A 17847-nucleotide genomic window follows, 5' to 3' on the forward strand; every position below is an offset into this window, starting at 1 on the left:
ATTCCTATGGGATCTCTTTCTTAGTAAATAAAGATTTCCCTCCCATAATTTAGGGGAGGGTGTCCGACAGGACCGGTGAGGTCAGAGGAGAGACTTATGTTTATAAAAAAAGATAAATACTATGAGATAGAGGAATTTGACAATTTAGGAATAGGAGCAATCTATACCACTAAAGATTTAATGGATAGCAGGATAATAAAGCAGGATCCGGTATCTAAAAATAGGATAAAAAAACTTTTGGATATAGAGGATAAAACTATAGTTTTTGCAGGGCAGACCCACTCTGTAAATATAGCAGTAGTAGGAGATAAGGCAAAAGATATCTATCTGGATACTGATGGATTTATAACTAAAAATAAAGAGTTGGTTTTATTTACCCAGTATGCAGACTGTCTGCCCATATATGCCTATGACAAGAAAAATCAGGTGATAGGACTCTGCCATGCAGGATGGAAGGGAGCCTTTGACGGGATACAAAAAAATATGATAGAAAAGATGAACTCTGAATATGGATCTTTGGCAGAAGATATTATAATCGGACTGGGAATAGGAATATCTGTTGATAGCTACCCAGTGGGTGATGAGTTCTTTGAGGCTTATTACAGGCGATATGGCAAGGAGATGACAAGGTTGGTATTTGCCATAAAATCAGATAGATACTATTACGATAATATAGAATTTAATAAACAGATATTGTTGAGACTGGGAATAAGAGAAGAAAATATAATAATTTCTAATAGTTGTACTTATAGGGATGAATTTCATTCTTACAGAAGGGACGGGGATCTAAGTGGCAGAAATGGAGCATTCATATACTTTAAGAAAAAATAAATTTATTAAAACCTTTATTTTATTTTGTTTTTTACTTGTTTTTACATCTTGTGCCAGTATACCTGTGGAAAGGGAATGGCAGGATATAAAAAGGGTAAGGTATAGAACGGAAAAATTACAGGTAGGAGATATTATAGTAAAGAGTAAGATGGCAAAGGACCCTCTTGGGTGGTATGGACATGCGGCTATGGTGGTGAAAAAAGATACCATAGGTGATTACCCAAAATTAGGAGTGGGATATTATGAGATCGATACATATTCATGGTTATATGAAGAAAGGGAGGTTATGGTACTCAGGTATAAACATTTTGATGAAAAGTTCAAAGAGTTGTTTGAGGAAAATTTGAAAAAACATACCGATAAAGGATACTTTATAAGCGGAAGAAAAAATACCAATAGTTTTTATTGCTCTAAGTATGTGTGGTATATATATTATATCACTGCTAAAGAACTTGGGTATGATTTGGACTTAGACAGTGATGGGGGATTTATGGTCTTTCCATATGATTTTATAGGTTCGGAAGAATTAGATCAGATTATATTTTAGGGAGGGATTTATGAAAAAATTAATTTTTTTATTGATGGCTGCCATAATATTTGCTGTACCTCTTAAAAATGAAAAAAACTTTAAACCTAGAGCTATAAAAAAAGGTATCAAGGTAGAGGTAGTATCCTATAAAGAAAGGGAAAATACTTTGGATATCAGATACAGGGTATATAATAGCAGTGGAGGAGTGATCGAGAAACTCAATGTAGAGATTATATTTATAGATACTTTAGGTAAGAGACTAACCTCCTATACCACAGATCTCATAGTTGATCGAGATAAACTTGGCAGAGGCAGGGAGAGATATTATCCATCTAAATCAAGGTATGTAACCTATGGTAAGATGGAAGTAAAAGAGGTAGATAAAATTAAATTGAAAATAAATAATTTATCTGTATTAAAATAAAAATAATCTTATTTTAAAAAATAAAATAGCAGAAATCCCAGCGGATCAGAATAAATCTGGTTCGCTTTTGGTTTTATTTTTTATTATTAGTTGAATGGGTTTATTAGAAAATAATTAAGATAATTGTTCGTTAGATAAGCTTTGCTTAAACTTTAGAGATGATGTTGACAAAATAATAACAAACGACTAAACTGTATGCATTAATGATTAACTTAGTAAATAAAGGAGGCAATATGAATAAGAAAATTATAGGAGTTGTAGCAATAGCAGTAGTTGCATTGTCTTTTGCTTTTAAAGGGCCTGAAGATAGTATGGATATCGTGGCAGGAGCTTCTGCACTGCCCTTGACAAACAAGATTTATATAAAAGATTCAGAAGTTTCATCTAGGTATTTTTTAACAATAAATGGTGTAAATAAATTCATAGGGTATGATGCTAAACATATTGTAGATGAAAATAAATATATTATAATGAGAGTAAATGGAATTGGGGCCGATAAAAAGTGGTTTACCTCAGATGATCGTGTGAATAAATACTATATAATAACTCACGATAAGGGGAAGATGATCTCTAAGTTTGAATACTCTGAAAATGTTAAAAAAGGAATACCTCACTTTAGCGGGGAAGATAAGGTGTCAAAGGGAACAAAAGTAGTGGAATATAATCAAGATGATAAGCCTTTAAAGGAATTGGTTTATAAAGGTGATAAGATAGTAGGAGAGGGGAGATATATCTATAACTCTTCGGGGAATTTGGTATCTAGAATAGAGGTAGATTTAGATGGTAAATTAAAAAGTGAAAGTAAATACACCGATGAGAGTAAGGGTGGCGTAAAAATTCTAAGAAGAACCGACTATAAATCAGATGGTTCTGTCAGAAGATGGCGTGATTTTTACCACGATAAAAATAATAAAAAAGAAAAATTAATAAAATATGATAGCTTAGGAAGAACAGTGGCTGTAGAGATATTTGATTCAAATAAAAGAATTTTTAATTAACTATCAATGATTAATTAAAAAAAGTTCAACCCCAACTATAGTCGGGGTTGATTTTTTTTGATTTATTTATTTGAATAAGCTTTTGCTCTTTCGGCTTCTACTTCCTCAATAGTTTTAGGCATCTTTAATCCTAATCTACGAGATTTACCATTTTCAATAACATAGTCACCTTCATATCTCATACCACCAAAGTTTAAATACTCATCAATTTTATCAAAATTTAAAAATTCAGAATTAATACCTTCATCTTTCCATTTTTTGATAAGTTCAGGGATAAAGTATATTCCTGGTTCTACTGTGAAAACAAATCCATCTTCTAAGACTCTTCCCATTCTAAGTGAAGACAATCCAAATTGAGTTGATTTTGCTTCTCCATTATATCCTACAATAACTTCTCCAAAATTTTCCATATCATGTACATCCATTCCCATCATATGACCCAATCCATGAGGCATAAACAGTGCATGGACACCATTTTTAACTACTTCATTCAGATCTCCTGTAATAAGTCCTAGAGATTTTAGTCCTTCTGCAATTTTAAAACAAGTAGCTAAATGAACTTCCTTATATGTAATTCCTGCTTTTAATATAGATTCGGCATGATCATATGCATCTATCAATATGTTGTAGATTACAGCTTGTTTAGGAGTAAACTTTTCGTCTACAGGAAAAGTAGTAGTCATATCTCCGCAATAACCTGAAGCTGATTTTGCTCCGCAGTCGATGAGGAGCATCCTTCCATTCTCTAGGGTGTTTCCATGATAGTGGTTATGGAGAGTTTGTCCGTTAGTTGAGCATATAGTAGGAAAACTATTGGTGCAGTGATTGCCTAACATTATTTCTTGAATATTAGCTGTAACTTCGTATTCCTTCATCCCAGCCTTTGCAGTCTGCATAGCCTTCAAGTGCATAGCACGGGTAACATTAACTGCTGCTTCTATCTTTTCAATCTCCTCGGGAGATTTATAATTTCTCTGGTTAGCTATAGCATAACAGAGTTCTTCAGAACTTTCATTTTTGATCTCTTCTGGAGTTTTATTTAAAAGGCCTCCTAAAGTTATAAGATTTTCACCTCTGTATTGAGGGTGATAATGTACTTTTAGATTTCTGTTATTTTCTAAAAATACCTTTAGGTCTTCATATGATCCTGTATTTTCTACTCCAAAATTAAGAGCTTCATTTTTTAAAGAATCTTGAGATCCCATCCAGATTATGTCAGAAATGGTATAGTCATATCCGAAGATATAATCTTTATCGCTATCTAAATCTATAATACCAAACATATCAGCCCGATCGATGCCAAAATAATACCTAAAACTACTGTCTTGTTTGAACTCGTATGTATTATCCAAATAGTCCATACTAGCTTCACTATTTCCAGCAATTAGAATAAGACCTGATTTCATCTCTTTCTTTAATTTTTTTCTTCTTTCAATATAAGTTTCTTTACTAAACATAATGCCCCTCCTACTTTTTTTACAAATCAACACCGGTTTTTCAACAAAAATATTATTTATAATGACTATATTATTTTGTTTGTGTAAATTTGTATAACTTTTGATTAGTTATAATTTTTTAGTATAACCTCAAGGTTATCCTATCATATATCTATGATAAAAAATCAAAAAATTTAAAAAAATTATATAGAAATAAAAATACTTTTATTGTCAAAGTTTATTCTTGACAAATGTTTGATAAGTTGGTAGACTCTATTATAGAAGTAAATCATTAATTTTAGAATGACTACTAGGAGGGATCTCATGGCTTGTCCAATAACATTTGCTGCATCAGATAGAACATTAAAAATTGTTGAAATATTAGGTGGAGATAGGGCAAAGGGAAAACTATTAGACAGAGGACTTTGTATAGGAGAGTGTCTTTGTGTCTCTGAAGGAAGTTGTAGAGGGAATATAATCCTTAAAACAAAAACTTCAAAATATGCAGTAGGATTCGGGTTAGCGAGTAAAATTATCGTAGACGAGATATAGTCTGCGTATTTTTTTGACAAATTGGTTTGATAATCAAAATATAATATAAGACAATAGGTTTAAATAAGTAATATAACTGGAGGGCATGATGAAGTTAACAGAATTGAACAGAGGGGAAAAAGCCATAATTGTAAAGATAGGAAAATTAGGAGAATTAAAAAAAAGGTTAACAGATATGGGAATAACATCTGGTGAAGTTATTAAGTTAGAAAGAAATGCTCCATTAGGAGACCCACAGCAGTTTTTAATAAAAGGTACAGGAATAGCGATCAGAAAAGAAGATGCAGATCATATAGAAATAAAAAATGTTGTAGAAATTAAATAAATTACAATTCGGCTAAAGGCCATAATAGGGGAGATAAGAAATGATAAAAATTGCGTTTGCAGGAAATCCAAATGTAGGAAAATCAGCATTAATAAATGAAATAGCAGGTTCGTCTTTAAAGGTAGGGAACTGGCCGGGAGTTACAGTAGAAAAAAAAGAAGCACAGTTTGAATATAAGGGGCAAACTATTAAATTAGTAGATCTGCCGGGAGTTTATTCTCTTAGTCCTTATACTTTGGAGGAAAAAATTACTCGTGATTATATCATAGACGAGAATCCAGATGTAGTAATAAACGTAGTAGATTCAACAAATTTAGACAGAAATTTATATCTGACTATGCTGTTAAAAGAATTAGGGAAACCTATGATCATGGCATTGAACTTTATAGATGAATTTGAGAAACTAAACTATAAATTAGATTTAAAGCATTTTGAAGAACACATAGGAATGGAAGCTGTTCCAACAAGTGCATTAAAAAATAGAGGAATAAAAGAATTATTAGAAAAATCTCTAAAAGTAGCAGAGGAACATAAGGAGCAGGCACATTCTAAATATGAATTAAGAATTGATAAATTTTTAGAAACAGAGATGAAAAAAGTAGAAGAGTTTGTCAGAACTAGTGATGAATTTATCCCTGTAATGAAAAAATATTCTATGGATTTTATAACTATAAAATTATTAGAAGGTGACAACCATTTCTTAGGAAAGTTAAAAGGATATGGAATAAATAGACTAGATCTAGTAGAGGAATCTAAAAAAAGGATAGAAGATAAATTTGATGAAGACGTAGAAACTATATTTGCAGAGAGTAGATATGGAGCTGTAAAGGGGATTCTTCTCCATACATTGAAGACATCATTAAAATCAAGATTAGATTTTACAGATAAAGTAGACAAGATCTTACTTAATAAAATTTTGGGATTGCCTATATTTTTAATATTAATTGCAGGTCTTATGGGAGTGGTATTTAACGGTGCAGCTCCATTACAGGACTGGTTAGATGGGTTTATAAATGGATTTATTGGGAAATATGCAGGAATTTTAGTAGAGGGAACACCTGATTGGTTAAATTCATTTGTATTGGATGGATTAATTGCAGGAGTTGGAGGAGTATTAGTATTTGTTCCATTGATGTTATTTTTATATTTCTTCCTGGCTATATTAGAGGAAAGTGGATATATGTCTAGAGTAGCATTTTTAATGGATAAGATCATGAGAACTATGGGATTAAATGGAAAAGCATTTGTACCAATGGTATTAGGGTTTGGGTGTACAGTACCTGCCATCTACGCTACTAGAACTTTAGAAGATGAAAAATCCAGAAGGTTAACTGCTCTAATGGCACCATTTATGTCTTGTGGAGCAAGATTACCGGTATATGGATTATTTACTGCAGCTTTCTTTGGTAAGACTGCTGGGATGATAGTAATGAGTTTATATTTCTTAGGGATTTTTGTAGCTATGATAGTGGGATTAACTTTTAGAAAACATGAATATTTTAAAACAGATGACAGAGCATTATTGATAGAATTGCCACCATACAGAGTACCGAGTATTAAGATGATAACTAGATCAGCGTTCACAAGAACCGGATCGTATTTAAAGAAAGCTACAACAGTAATTATGGGTGTGTTAATAATCTTATGGGCATTAACTTATTTCCCAAATCATGGAGATACAGAAAACTCATATATGGCAAAGTTTGGAAAGACAGTGGCACCGATTATGAAGCCGACAGGTTTTGGAGACAGATGGGAAGCGGTAGCAGCAGTTGTACCAAGTATAGCAGCTAAGGAAGTTGTAGTAGGATTTATGGCTCAAGTGTTACCTCTAAAAGAAACTGAAGAAGAAACTGAAGAAGTTACTACTTTTACAGAAGATGTAGTAGAACAGGTAAAAGGTTTAGGATTTGCATTAAAGGACTCATTCTTAGGAGTAGTAAATATAAGTGCTGTAGGTGGATTATTTGAAGCACCAGATGCAGAGACTGTAGAGGAAGAAGGAGTCGGAGTTGTAGGAGCAGTAGCAAATTTATGGGCCGGAGACAAAGAAGGACCATTAAAAGCATACTCATTTATGGTATTTATCTTATTGGTAGTACCTTGTGTAGTAACATTAGCAGCTATAAAGCAAGAATTTGGGAATAAATTTATGTGGTTCGTAACAGGATTCTTGGTATTAGTACCATATGTTGCCTCTACATTGATCTATCAAATAGGAAGATTATTTATTTAGAACTCTCCCTTTCCTCTCGATTCACGAATATTTAAACTAGATATAAATTAAATCTAATTTAAAATGTGATTAAAGCGAGGGTTAATAAAATTGTCTCTCTCTTTATAGAAAGAGAGAGAATCAGAGAGAGTTAGAAAGGAGCGTGAACTTATGAAAACTATATTTTTAAGTTTAATATTAATAGGTATCTCATATTACTCTTTGAGAAGTTTACTTAAATCGTTTAAAGGCGAATCCAAATGTGGTGGATGTGCTAGTGCTAAAACTTGTAAAACTAAGTGTAAAATAAAATAAAAATATGTCTAAAAACAAGGACAGCTTGAGTATAATTTTATACTTAAGCTGTCCTTATTTTTTTGAATTGACAAATAAAAAAAATATGTTATCCGCAAATTAAATTTCAATAGGGAAACAAAAGGTTTATATATAGTTTGATAACCAAATAAACGTAGTAAAAACAAGGGTTAGAGAAGAAAAAAATTATTGACATATAGAAACATATAGAGTATATTATGGGTAAGTTAGATTAAATTTTTAGGAGGTAACACTTATGTATATTATTGATAAAGACGCTTGTATCGGATGTGGAGCATGTGAAGGAACTTGTCCAGTAGCAGCAATTTCAGCTGACACAGATGGAAAATATGAAATCTCAGATGCTTGTATCGATTGTTCAGCATGTGCAGGATCATGTCCAGTAGAAGCTATCGCAGCAGGATAATTAATTTATAAGAAAAAAGTAGTCCTAGGACTACTTTTTTTAGTTATAAATTAATTTAAAAATTAAAAGATATAAATTTTTTAATTGTGATTAATTGGATACAGCATTACGGTTCTATTTGGGATAAATAATTTAAGTTATCTGCTCCATTCTACCACAAGACTTTTTCCTGGATTTTTAATCATGTTTTTGAAAAGCTCATAGTGATTTTTCACCACAATAAATTGATCTCCTTCTACAATATATTCTTTAAAGACCCTCTCGATATCTTCTAATTCATATATATTTCCATCAGAGAAATAATCAGAGATAAACCAAGTAGCATTTTCTCCCTCTTTTTCTAGATTTCCTCCATCCCATATTTCTAAAAATTCTTTTACCTGAGAAACAAATAAAAATTCATTCCTAACGAGAATATGATAACTGGTATCAACTTCGATTCCTTCGTAGGTGCCGTCGTCAAAGCCGACAAATATATCGTAATCTAAGTCGCCTTCCTCATTTTCATTTTTTCTAGAGTTATTCTTAATTAATCGAAGTAACTCCTCGCTATCTATAATTCTTTTATCGGACATAAAATCTCCCCTCCTCGGAACCTCTTGTTGAATGTATAATTATATTGAATTTTTTTAATTGGATCCATCTTTTTAATATTATACCTTTAAAAAATAATATTTCCTTGTTAAAATTATATAAAAAAAGGAGGCAGATATGAAAATAACTACATTGGTTGAAAATAATATATGCAGTGGTCAAAAAGAACTATATAAGAATTTGGAATCACAACATGGATTAAGTCTCTATATAGAGGTGTTGGATAAAAAGATACTGTTTGATACTGGAAAGGATGATTTATTTTATAGAAATGCCGAGATCATAGGGGTAGACATAAGTGAGGTTGATTATTTGGTGTTGTCCCATGCCCATTACGATCATATAGGGGGATTAGAAATTTTTTTAGAAATTAATAAAACTGCTAAGATAATAGTCAGCAGGGGAGCCAAAGGAGAGGTCTATTCAAAAAGGTTGGGATTTTATAAGTATATAGGGATAAAAAAAGAACTTTTACAAGAAAATATAGACAGGTTTATTTTTATAGAGAAAGAATTTAAATTAGATGAAAATATAAGTTTTATGATGAATACCCATCATGAGGGAGCTCCTCTCAAAGGGAACACCCACCTCTATAAAAAGAGTGGAGGAAGCTATACTTTAGATGATTTTTCCCATGAGTTGATCATGAGGGTAGAGGAAAAAAAAGATAAATTGATAGTATTTACAGGATGTTCCCATGGTGGAATATTAAATATGGTAAAGAGTGTGGAAGAGAGATATCCATATAAGAAGATAGAGGGATTGGTAGGAGGGTTTCATCTCCAGAATAATATAACCAAAAAATTGGCTGAACCGAGAGAAAGAGTTATAAATATAGGAGAAAAGTTGAGAAAAATACCTCATATTTATACAGGACATTGTACAGGGAAAAAAGGATTTAGTGTATTAAAAGAAATATTGGGAAGCCAGATCGAGGAATTTAATACAGGAAAAGTTTTTGAAATTTAATAACCTCACTTTTTTCTTATTTTTCTCTCCTAAATTAGGAGAGAAAAAAAGTAATATTAGTTTGTAAAAAAAACTCCCTCTCCTAATTTAGGAGAGGGAGTTTTAAGTTTTCTATTTATTTTCCAGCCAGATGGAATACATTCCTTCAATGCTTAGATTTGGAAGATACTCATCTATGGAGTCAACTTCCTTACTGATGATCTGTCCTAAACCACCAGTGGCAATAACATAGGTATCTGGGTAGATCTCCTTTATCTTTCTGATAATCTCTTTGATCTGTCCTGTATATCCATAAAAAATTCCAGCTTGAATCTGTTCAACTGTATTTTTTCCAGCTATAGTATGGGGATTCTCAAATTTTACCTTGGGCAGCTGAGCTGTGTTTCCAAAGAGGGAATTTATAGACATATTTATTCCCGGTAGGATTCCTCCTCCTACATAAACATTATCTATGAGGATCTCATAGGTAGTAGCAGTTCCAAAATCAAAGACAACAAGATCTTTGTTTGGATGTAACTTTAATCCCTGTACTATATCTATTATTCTGTCAGCTCCGAATCCGGAGTTGTTTAATCCTTCTGCGAAACTAAAAGGCAGTTGAAGATCTAAATTTATAATTAATGGAGACAGGTTAAAATATTTTTTTGCCAGATAATCACAGATTCTGATAAGTCCAGGGACTACAGAAGACACGATAACTCCACATACATTAGTTAATTTGATCTCGTTGAAATCAGTAATGTTTTTTAAGTATGAAAAAAGTTCATCTTCTGTGATATTATCCTTTGTAGCAATCCTAAAACTAGTGATTAAATTTCCTTTGTCATCTAGGACTCCAGTGACAATGTGTGTGTTTCCGATATCAAATGCTATTAACATTATATCCTCCTTCTTATACAGGCATAAAAGTGGTAATTAGGTGAAAATAAACAACCAATGCTAGTACGTCTACAATTGTTGTAATTAATGGCCCGGCCATAAGAGCAGGGTCGAATTTTAATTTTTGTGCCCCAAGGGGAAGAATAGCTCCTACTAATTTTGCTAAGACAACGGTAAAAAATAGAGTTGCTGAAACTACAAATGCAATCTCTAACTTATTTGCCCTTCCAAAAAGAGTAATCTCTAAATAATATAATCTTAAAAAATTAATAATAGATAGAATAAAAGCTACAATAAAACTGACTTTAAATTCTTTTACCATTATCTTAAACCAGTCTCCTAAACTGATGTTCCCTAGAGAGAGTTCTCTGATCACAAGGGTAGATGTCTGAGCACCGGAATTCCCTGCTGTATCCATCAATAAAGGGATGAATCCATTTAGTATAGGGAGGAGAGCTAAAGTATGCTCATATTTCCCGATTACTCCAGAGGTAAAAGATGCGGAAATCATAAGGATAAGGAGCCATGGGATCCTTTTCTTTGCCATATCAAGGGAATTTACATCCATATATTTATCTGTAAGGGGGTTGATAGCAGCCATTTTCTGCATATCTTCGGTATTTTCTTCCTCGATAACTTCCACAATATCATCTATGGTGATTATACCGGTTAAACTTCCCTCTAAGTCTACAACTGGAATGGAGATAAGATCGTATTTTTTAAATTTATCCGCGATGATCTCTTGGTCATCTAGAGTATTTACAGTAACTATATCATCGGATTTATATATATCTGATATTTTTTGATCTGGATCAGATAAGATAATCGATCTCAGGGATAAAACTCCTAAGAGTTTTTTAGATTTATCGGTAATATAAGCAGTATAGATACTCTCTGAATTTTTTCCGACACTTCTAATATGTTTTAGTGCTTCACTGATACTCATATCTTCTTTTAAAGAAAGGTATTCAGTGGTCATGAGGCTACCAGCTGATTCTTCTGGGTAACTTAAAAACTGGTTTATCTTTTTTCTGTCTTCAACGGTAGATACCTGTAATATCTTGGTTACAATATTGGCTGGCATCTCTTCGATTAAGTCTATCAAGTCATCAAAGAATAATTCATCTATTAATTCTGTTGTTTCTCCTTTAGAAAATGAAGTTATCAGTGTTAACTGCTCCTCGGATTCTAAATAGGAAAACGATCTTACTGCCAGTTCCTTTGGTAGCAGCCTATAGATTATGATTTGTTCTCTAGTAGGTACCTCACTAATGATCTCACTAATGGTAACTGGGTTTAATTTGATCAATTCTTCCTTAAGTTTGTTAAACTTTTTTTCTCTTATTAACTCTAATAGTACATTTTTCACATATACTCCTCCTTTTGATTTACATTTTTTTCATCACATCCATCCTGCGTATACAATCGTCCATACAACTCAACCCCTCTTAAAATAAAATTTATTTTGCACCTAAAAAATATTATTAGGTAACCAAGTTATTATAATATAGATAACAAATATCTTCAATACTTTTAAAATATATATAAGAATATAAAAAAATTATGTATAATAGTGGTAATGGATAAGAAATTAAAGTCAAAAAAATTGAGATTATAAAGTAAAAGTTTAAATAATATAAATTGGATTTATATAAGGATAGTTTTGCGGTTATCTAGGCAAAAAAGGAGAGAAGGATGAGAGCAACAGGAATAGTAGTGGAGTATAATCCATTTCATAATGGACATAAACTCCATTTAATGGAAGCTAAAAAAAATGGCGATCTGGTTATAGCAGTTATGAGTGGGAATTTTTTACAGAGGGGGGAACCTGCCATATATGATAAATGGACTAGAGCTCATATGGCTCTTAAAAATGGGGTAGATTTGGTAGTAGAACTACCTATATTTTATTCTAATCAGGCAGCGGAGATATTTTCCCATGGAGCTGTAGATATTTTGGATAAATTAGGGGTAGAAAATTTAGTTTTTGGCTCTGAATCTTCAGATCTAGAAAAATTAAAAAAAATTGCTTATCTGCAGATAGATGAAAAAGAACTTGTAGATGAAAAGATAAAGGGAAAGATGGAGGAGGGAATATCCTATCCCAATGCTATAAACTCTGTTATAGAGGAACTTCTAGGAGAAAAAGGGATCTTGAAACCCAATGATATATTGGGAGTGGAATATATCAAAGCCATTAGAAAATTAGATTCATCCATGGAAGCCAGACTCATAGAGAGAAAGGCTGTAGGATATCATGACAAAGAAATAATAGATGAGATTACCAGTGCTACTTCCATAAGGGAGATGGTGAAGGAGGGCAGGGCAAGCGAGATAAAAAGAGTGATGCCGGCAGAAAGTTTCGAGCTTTTAGGCGATCCTACGTATTTAGAGAATTTTTATCCCCTGTTGAGGTATGAAATTTTAAATAACTACGATGAGCTTAAGTTTATTGCAGATATGGAGATAGGTTTAGATAATCGGATTTTTGAAATGGCAGTAAAATATGCAGATTTTCATGATTTTTATAAAAACCTGATGACCAAAAGATATACCAATGGAAGGATCCAGAGGGTACTGACTCATATTCTTCTGAAGATAGATAAAAAATTAATAGATGAAACCAAGGCTGGAATTACATATGTGAAAATATTGGGATTTTCAGAAAAAGGGAGCAGATATCTCAAGGAAAAAAAAGAGACATTGAGGATAAAGCCCCTATCGGGATTAAAAAATGTCAGTCTGATCTTAGATGAAAGGGAGAGGGAACTCCTGAATTTTGAGATAAAATGTGACAGGATATATGGAATAATCAATCCCTATGAGGAGAGGAAGTTTCCTATAATTATTAAAAATGATTAAGGGATGAAATTTAAAAGATTTATTATGCACGGGTGATCATTAATTGCCTGTAAGGTTTCTTAGAAACATGATGAGGAGGAAAAAATTGGAACAGACAAAATTAAGTTTAAAATACCAGATATTTTATGGGATCGGAGTCAGCTATGCCATAGTTGACCAGATATTTGCCCAGTGGGTGCTGTATTATTATCTGCCCCCTGAAAATTCAGGGTTGACACCGATAATGGCACCAATCTTGATATCTTTAGCATTAATTGTATCGAGATCTGTAGATATGATCTCAGATCCCTTGGTGGGATTTTGGTCAGACAGAGTAGATACCAAATGGGGTAGAAGGATACCGTTTATAGCAGCAGGGGCAGTACCCTTGGCACTATCTACCATAGCGTTTTTCTATCCAATATTGGGGAATGATTGGATAACGTTTATATATTTGATGTGCACAGGGTCTGTGTTCTTTGTATTCTATACCATAGTAGGAGCTCCATATAACGCCATGATTCCAGAGATCGGAAACACCAAGGAAGAGAGACTTAATTTATCTACCTGGCAATCTGTATTCAGACTTTTATATACTGCACTGGCAATGATCTTACCGGGAGTTTTGATAAAAGTAATCGGTGGAGGAGATACCCAGAAAGGTGTCAGAGGAATGGTTATTGTGTTAGCTTTATTTTCTGTCCTGCCGGCTCTCATAACTATATTTGGTGTGCCAGAGAAGAAATTATCCCATGGAAGAAAATCTACAGAATCTTTAAAAAATTCAATTAAGATAATATTTGAGGATAGATCTTTTATCTACTATCTGCTTGGACTGCTATTTTTCTTTGTAGGATTTAATACACTTCGTGGAACTATGAACTACTTTGTAGAGGATGTTATGGGATTAGGAAAGGAAGCTATAACTGTGGCTTCAGCTGTATTATTTGGAATGTCAGCATTATTTTTCTACCCGACAAACAGGCTGTGCAAAAAAATAGGATATAAAAAACCTATGCTGATCTCATTACTTATTCTGATAATTACATCACTATTATTGAACTATCTTGGTCGGGGAGTACCAGTTAAATATGGGTTTGCATTATTTGGATTGATTGGAATACCAGTTGCAGGTGCAGCGTTTATCTATCCGCCGGCAATGCTCAGTGAGATAGGAACACGTATAACCAAGGAGAGCGGAACCCAGGTCGAAGGGATATGTTTTGGTATTCAAGGTTTTTTCCTTAAGATGGCATTTTTAGTATCTATAGCTACCCTGCCAATCTTATTAGTGGCTGGATCTGGAAGTTTAATAGATGCTATGACCTCAAAACCACAGGGAGTAGAGAGAAGTGGAGTGTATGCAACCACTATATTTTCAGCAATTTCCTTTGGAATTTCCTTTGTTTTTTATTATCTTTATCCAGAAAAACAGGTGGAGGAAGATGGAGAAATGAATTAAAAATTAAGTGCTACTTAATTTTTTTATGAAAAAAATAGGAAAACCATTGATTTTTCTTGACTTATATGTTATTATGAGTGAAGCTAATGCATTTTTTTAGTGACCTCCAAAATTAATGAAATTTTTAATTAAAAGGGAGATTATAATCACTTTAAAAGATCTTAGTGAAATGATTGGGAGGAATATAATGAACTTAAGAGATAGATTGATTGAAGAATGTAGAACATACCGTAGGGAAAATGGAGTTACACAAAGAGAGTTAGGAGAAAAGTTAGGAAAACATACTTCAGCAGTAGGTAGATTTGAAATAGGAGCTATTGATCCTAGATTAAAATTTGTGCAAAATCTATTAAATGCTATGGGAAAAGAGATTATCATAGTAGATAAAGTTAGATAGGCGAGAGTTAAGGATTAGTATATAGCTAATCCTTTTTTTTTATCATTTAATAAAAAGTGATATAGGGACATAGGTCCTGTTTATTGGTTTGATATTAGTGTATAATACTGAAAGTTTATAAAAGGAGTGGTGAAGAGATGAAAAAAATGATAACACTTATAATGGTTATTATGGCATTATTGTTAACAGCATGTGGCGGACCAAAGGAAGAAAAAGTAGAGGATAACGGGGCTTTAAAAGTAGGATTAGTATTATCTACAGGTGGATTAGGAGATAAATCATTTAATGACTCAGCTTATGCAGGTCTTAAAGAAGCAGAAGAAAAATTAGGAGTAAAAATAAAATATGTAGAACCAGCAAATGTATCTGAATTTGATACGTTTTTAAGACAGTTTGCAGAAGCAGATTACGATTTAATAGTTGGTATAGGATTCCAAATGAGAGATTCTATAGTTAAAGTAGCAGAGGAATATCCAGCAGTACATTTCTTAATGGTAGATGAACCTATCGATATGCCTAATGTAATATCAGCTACATTTAACGAACCAGAAGGATCATTTGTTGCAGGAGCATTAGCAGGAATGATGACAAAAACAGATACAATAGGATTTATAGGTGGAATGGAAGTACCACTTATCAAAAGATTTGGAGATGGATTTATGGCAGGAGCAAAATACATCAATCCTGAAATAACTACATTTGAAGCATATGTTGGTGGAAACAGTCCATTTAACGACCCAGCTCGTGGAAAAGAAATGGCTTTATCTATGATCGATAGTAAAGCAGATGTTGTATACCATGCAGCAGCAGGATCAGGAATGGGAGTATTTGAAGCAGCTAAAGAAAGAGGTGTATACGGAGTAGGTGTAGACTCTAATCAAGATGGAGTAGTACCAGGAACTGTACTTACTTCTATGCTTAAAAAAGTTGATAAAGCAGTATTCGCTATAATCAAAGAGACAAAGGAAAAAGGATTTACAGCAGGTCAAAAGGACTTTAATCTAGCTAATGATGGTGTAGGAATAACAGATCTTCAATACACTAAAGATCAAATTAGTGAAGATAAATTAAAAAGAATAGAAGAGATAAAAGCAGATATCATATCAGGTAAAATTGATGTAGCAGCAGAGATGTCTAAATTAAAATAAATATTTTTAGGAGTTAATTTTATAAATTAACTCCTTTTTTTTTCGAAAAAACTGTTTTTTAAGTAGAGCAGGGGTGTTATTATACATCCATATGGAGAAAAAATCAAAACTATAAATTTCTAGAGTATAAAATATTATATAACCTTTAAAAGGGGGAAAAATTATTTAGATTAGATCTCCTATATTGTCTGAAGGTCATTTAAAAAGGGGATAAGGTGACAACATTAATATTAAAACTATAAAATTGTAATCATTCTATTGTGAATCGAAAGAGTTTGAATAGTGAAATTTATGAACACGTTTTTTCATTTTATTGTTGAATACGGCAAAAAAATGTGTTATTATAAATTAGAATCATATTTAACGGGAGGAAGAGATGAAAAAAATATTTATATTACTCACAGTGGTTTTTGCTATGCTTTTAACTGCATGTGGAGGGAAAACAGAGGAAACAAAAGAAGTTAAGGCTGAAACACCTCTTAATGTTGGAATCGTTTTATCTACAGGTGGATTAGGAGACAAGTCATTCAATGACTCGGCTTACAGAGGACTTACTATGGCAGAGGAAGAATTAGGGATTAAATTTAAATATGTAGAACCAGCTTCTCCATCGGAAGATATGCAATTTTTAAGAGAATTTGCTGAAAATAACTACGATTTAGTAGTAGGTGTAGGATTCTTAATGAAAGATTCAGTAGAAACGGTAGCAAAAGAACATCCAAATGTTAAGTTTGCTATTATAGACGAAGTAATTGACGCACCTAATGTAACTTCATTAGTATTTGCAGAAGATGAAGGATCATTCTTAGTAGGAGCTTTAGCAGCTATGATGACAAAGACAGATACAGTTGGATTTGTTGGTGGAATGGAAGTACCTTTAATTCAAAAATTTGAAAGTGGATATGTTCAAGGGGCAAAATATATAAATCCTGATATCAAAGTAACTACTTTATATACATCTGGACCAAATCCTTTTAACGATCCAGTTAGAGGAAAAGAAAATGCAATTGCAGAATATAACCAAGGTGCAGACGTAATTTTCCATGCAGCTGGTGGAACAGGAACTGGAGTAATTGAAGGAGCTAAAGCAATGGGAATCTATGCAATCGGTGTAGACTCAGATCAAGACTACGTAGCACCAGGAACAGTACTTACTTCTATGATTAAAAATGTAGACCAAGCAGTTTTTGCAACAGTAAAAGATGTTAAAGAAGGAACTTTTAAAACTGGAGTAAATAGATTTGGTGTAGCTAACAATGGTGTAGGAATATCTAAACTTGAGTATACTAAAGATATTATCGGTGAGAAAAATATACAAAAATTAGAAGAAATTAAGCAAGGTATAATTGATGGTTCAATCAAATTAAAATAATTTTTTAAAACCTAGGAGCTTTCCTAGGTTTTTTTTTGTTTAAATTTTATAGTTAAATCCTCAAAAATATATCGAATAAATAATGGATAGTTTCATTGTTAAAAATAATTTAAAAAAATAACCTGATTATTTA

The 17847-nt window shown here is 32.5% G+C and carries 19 protein-coding genes; 15 read left to right on the top strand and 4 right to left on the bottom strand.

Annotated elements, in window-relative coordinates; translation table 11 throughout:
- Positions 1–96 precede the first annotated feature (96 nt).
- The 4 genes from K337_RS0103380 to K337_RS0103395 all read left to right on the top strand — a co-directional run bounded on the left by K337_RS0103380 (position 97) and on the right by K337_RS0103395 (position 2782).
- Positions 97–831 (top strand): purine nucleoside phosphorylase YfiH/LACC1 family protein, encoded by a 735-nt coding sequence (locus K337_RS0103380; RefSeq protein WP_028855345.1) that lies wholly within the window; start codon positions 97–99, stop codon positions 829–831.
- The gene (locus K337_RS0103385) at positions 791–1378 is read left to right on the top strand and encodes a hypothetical protein (protein WP_156877301.1); all 588 of its coding nucleotides are present in this window, start codon (positions 791–793) and stop codon (positions 1376–1378) included. The genes K337_RS0103380 and K337_RS0103385 overlap by 41 nt, the downstream gene beginning before the upstream one ends.
- A gap of 10 nt (positions 1379–1388) precedes the next feature.
- Positions 1389–1784 (top strand): hypothetical protein, encoded by a 396-nt coding sequence (locus K337_RS0103390; protein WP_028855347.1) that lies wholly within the window; start codon positions 1389–1391, stop codon positions 1782–1784.
- Between the two features lie 233 nt (positions 1785–2017).
- Complete coding sequence (locus tag K337_RS0103395; protein WP_028855348.1) at positions 2018–2782, top strand: hypothetical protein; 765 nt, start codon at positions 2018–2020, stop codon at positions 2780–2782.
- Positions 2783–2844: 62 nt separating this feature from the next.
- On the opposite strand, the gene K337_RS0103400 is transcribed toward K337_RS0103395, so the two are convergent.
- Entirely contained in the window at positions 2845–4239 is a 1395-nt protein-coding gene (locus K337_RS0103400) for an aminopeptidase P family protein (RefSeq protein ID WP_028855349.1), read from the bottom strand.
- Positions 4240–4542: 303 nt separating this feature from the next.
- On the opposite strand from K337_RS0103400, the gene K337_RS0103405 reads away from it, so the two are divergent.
- From K337_RS0103405 to K337_RS0103420, 5 genes are all read left to right on the top strand, one after another.
- A complete protein-coding gene (locus K337_RS0103405; RefSeq protein WP_037029144.1) occupies positions 4543–4770 on the top strand; it encodes a FeoA family protein in 228 nt (75 codons plus the stop codon).
- An 88-nt stretch (positions 4771–4858) separates the two neighbouring features.
- On the top strand, positions 4859–5095 hold the full coding sequence (locus tag K337_RS0103410; RefSeq protein WP_028855351.1) for a FeoA family protein: 237 nt from the start codon (positions 4859–4861) through the stop codon (positions 5093–5095).
- Positions 5096–5135: 40 nt separating this feature from the next.
- On the top strand, positions 5136–7331 hold the full coding sequence (gene feoB, locus K337_RS0103415) for a ferrous iron transport protein B (protein WP_028855352.1): 2196 nt from the start codon (positions 5136–5138) through the stop codon (positions 7329–7331).
- A gap of 150 nt (positions 7332–7481) precedes the next feature.
- Positions 7482–7625 (top strand): FeoB-associated Cys-rich membrane protein, encoded by a 144-nt coding sequence (locus K337_RS19725; protein WP_156877302.1) that lies wholly within the window; start codon positions 7482–7484, stop codon positions 7623–7625.
- Between the two features lie 256 nt (positions 7626–7881).
- Positions 7882–8052 (top strand): 4Fe-4S binding protein, encoded by a 171-nt coding sequence (locus K337_RS0103420; RefSeq protein WP_028855353.1) that lies wholly within the window; start codon positions 7882–7884, stop codon positions 8050–8052.
- Between the two features lie 137 nt (positions 8053–8189).
- Here the strand turns inward: K337_RS0103420 and K337_RS0103425 are convergent, their stop codons facing one another.
- Positions 8190–8627, bottom strand: a complete 438-nt coding sequence (locus K337_RS0103425; protein ID WP_028855354.1) for a hypothetical protein — start codon at positions 8625–8627, stop codon at positions 8190–8192.
- A gap of 136 nt (positions 8628–8763) precedes the next feature.
- Between K337_RS0103425 and K337_RS0103430 the strand changes: the two genes are divergently transcribed.
- Positions 8764–9615 carry an MBL fold metallo-hydrolase gene (locus K337_RS0103430; RefSeq protein WP_028855355.1) on the top strand — a complete coding sequence of 284 codons (852 nt, stop codon included), beginning with the start codon at positions 8764–8766 and terminating at the stop codon, positions 9613–9615.
- Between the two features lie 111 nt (positions 9616–9726).
- Here K337_RS0103430 and K337_RS0103435 read toward each other — a convergent pair whose 3' ends face one another.
- Together K337_RS0103435 and mgtE are read right to left on the bottom strand one after the other, a co-directional pair.
- Positions 9727–10494: a type III pantothenate kinase gene (locus K337_RS0103435; RefSeq protein WP_028855356.1), complete on the bottom strand. Its 768-nt coding sequence runs from the start codon at positions 10492–10494 to the stop codon at positions 9727–9729.
- A gap of 13 nt (positions 10495–10507) precedes the next feature.
- The gene (gene mgtE, locus K337_RS0103440) at positions 10508–11863 is read right to left on the bottom strand and encodes a magnesium transporter (RefSeq protein WP_028855357.1); all 1356 of its coding nucleotides are present in this window, start codon (positions 11861–11863) and stop codon (positions 10508–10510) included.
- A gap of 326 nt (positions 11864–12189) precedes the next feature.
- Between mgtE and K337_RS0103445 the strand changes: the two genes are divergently transcribed.
- The 5 genes from K337_RS0103445 (at position 12190) to K337_RS0103465 (ending at position 17714) form a co-directional block, all read left to right on the top strand.
- A complete protein-coding gene (locus tag K337_RS0103445; protein ID WP_028855358.1) occupies positions 12190–13356 on the top strand; it encodes a nucleotidyltransferase in 1167 nt (388 codons plus the stop codon).
- 70 nt (positions 13357–13426) lie between these two features.
- Positions 13427–14797, top strand: coding sequence for an MFS transporter (locus K337_RS0103450; RefSeq protein WP_037029429.1), 1371 nt, complete (start codon positions 13427–13429; stop codon positions 14795–14797).
- Between the two features lie 187 nt (positions 14798–14984).
- Positions 14985–15194 carry a helix-turn-helix domain-containing protein gene (locus tag K337_RS0103455; protein WP_037029146.1) on the top strand — a complete coding sequence of 70 codons (210 nt, stop codon included), beginning with the start codon at positions 14985–14987 and terminating at the stop codon, positions 15192–15194.
- A 137-nt stretch (positions 15195–15331) separates the two neighbouring features.
- Positions 15332–16342, top strand: coding sequence for a BMP family lipoprotein (locus K337_RS0103460; RefSeq protein WP_028855361.1), 1011 nt, complete (start codon positions 15332–15334; stop codon positions 16340–16342).
- 376 nt (positions 16343–16718) lie between these two features.
- Entirely contained in the window at positions 16719–17714 is a 996-nt protein-coding gene (locus tag K337_RS0103465; RefSeq protein WP_028855362.1) for a BMP family lipoprotein, read from the top strand.
- Positions 17715–17847: the final 133 nt, after the last annotated feature.

It is taken from the genome of Psychrilyobacter atlanticus DSM 19335, assembly GCF_000426625.1.
Taxonomy (GTDB): Bacteria; Fusobacteriota; Fusobacteriia; order Fusobacteriales; family Fusobacteriaceae; genus Psychrilyobacter; species Psychrilyobacter atlanticus.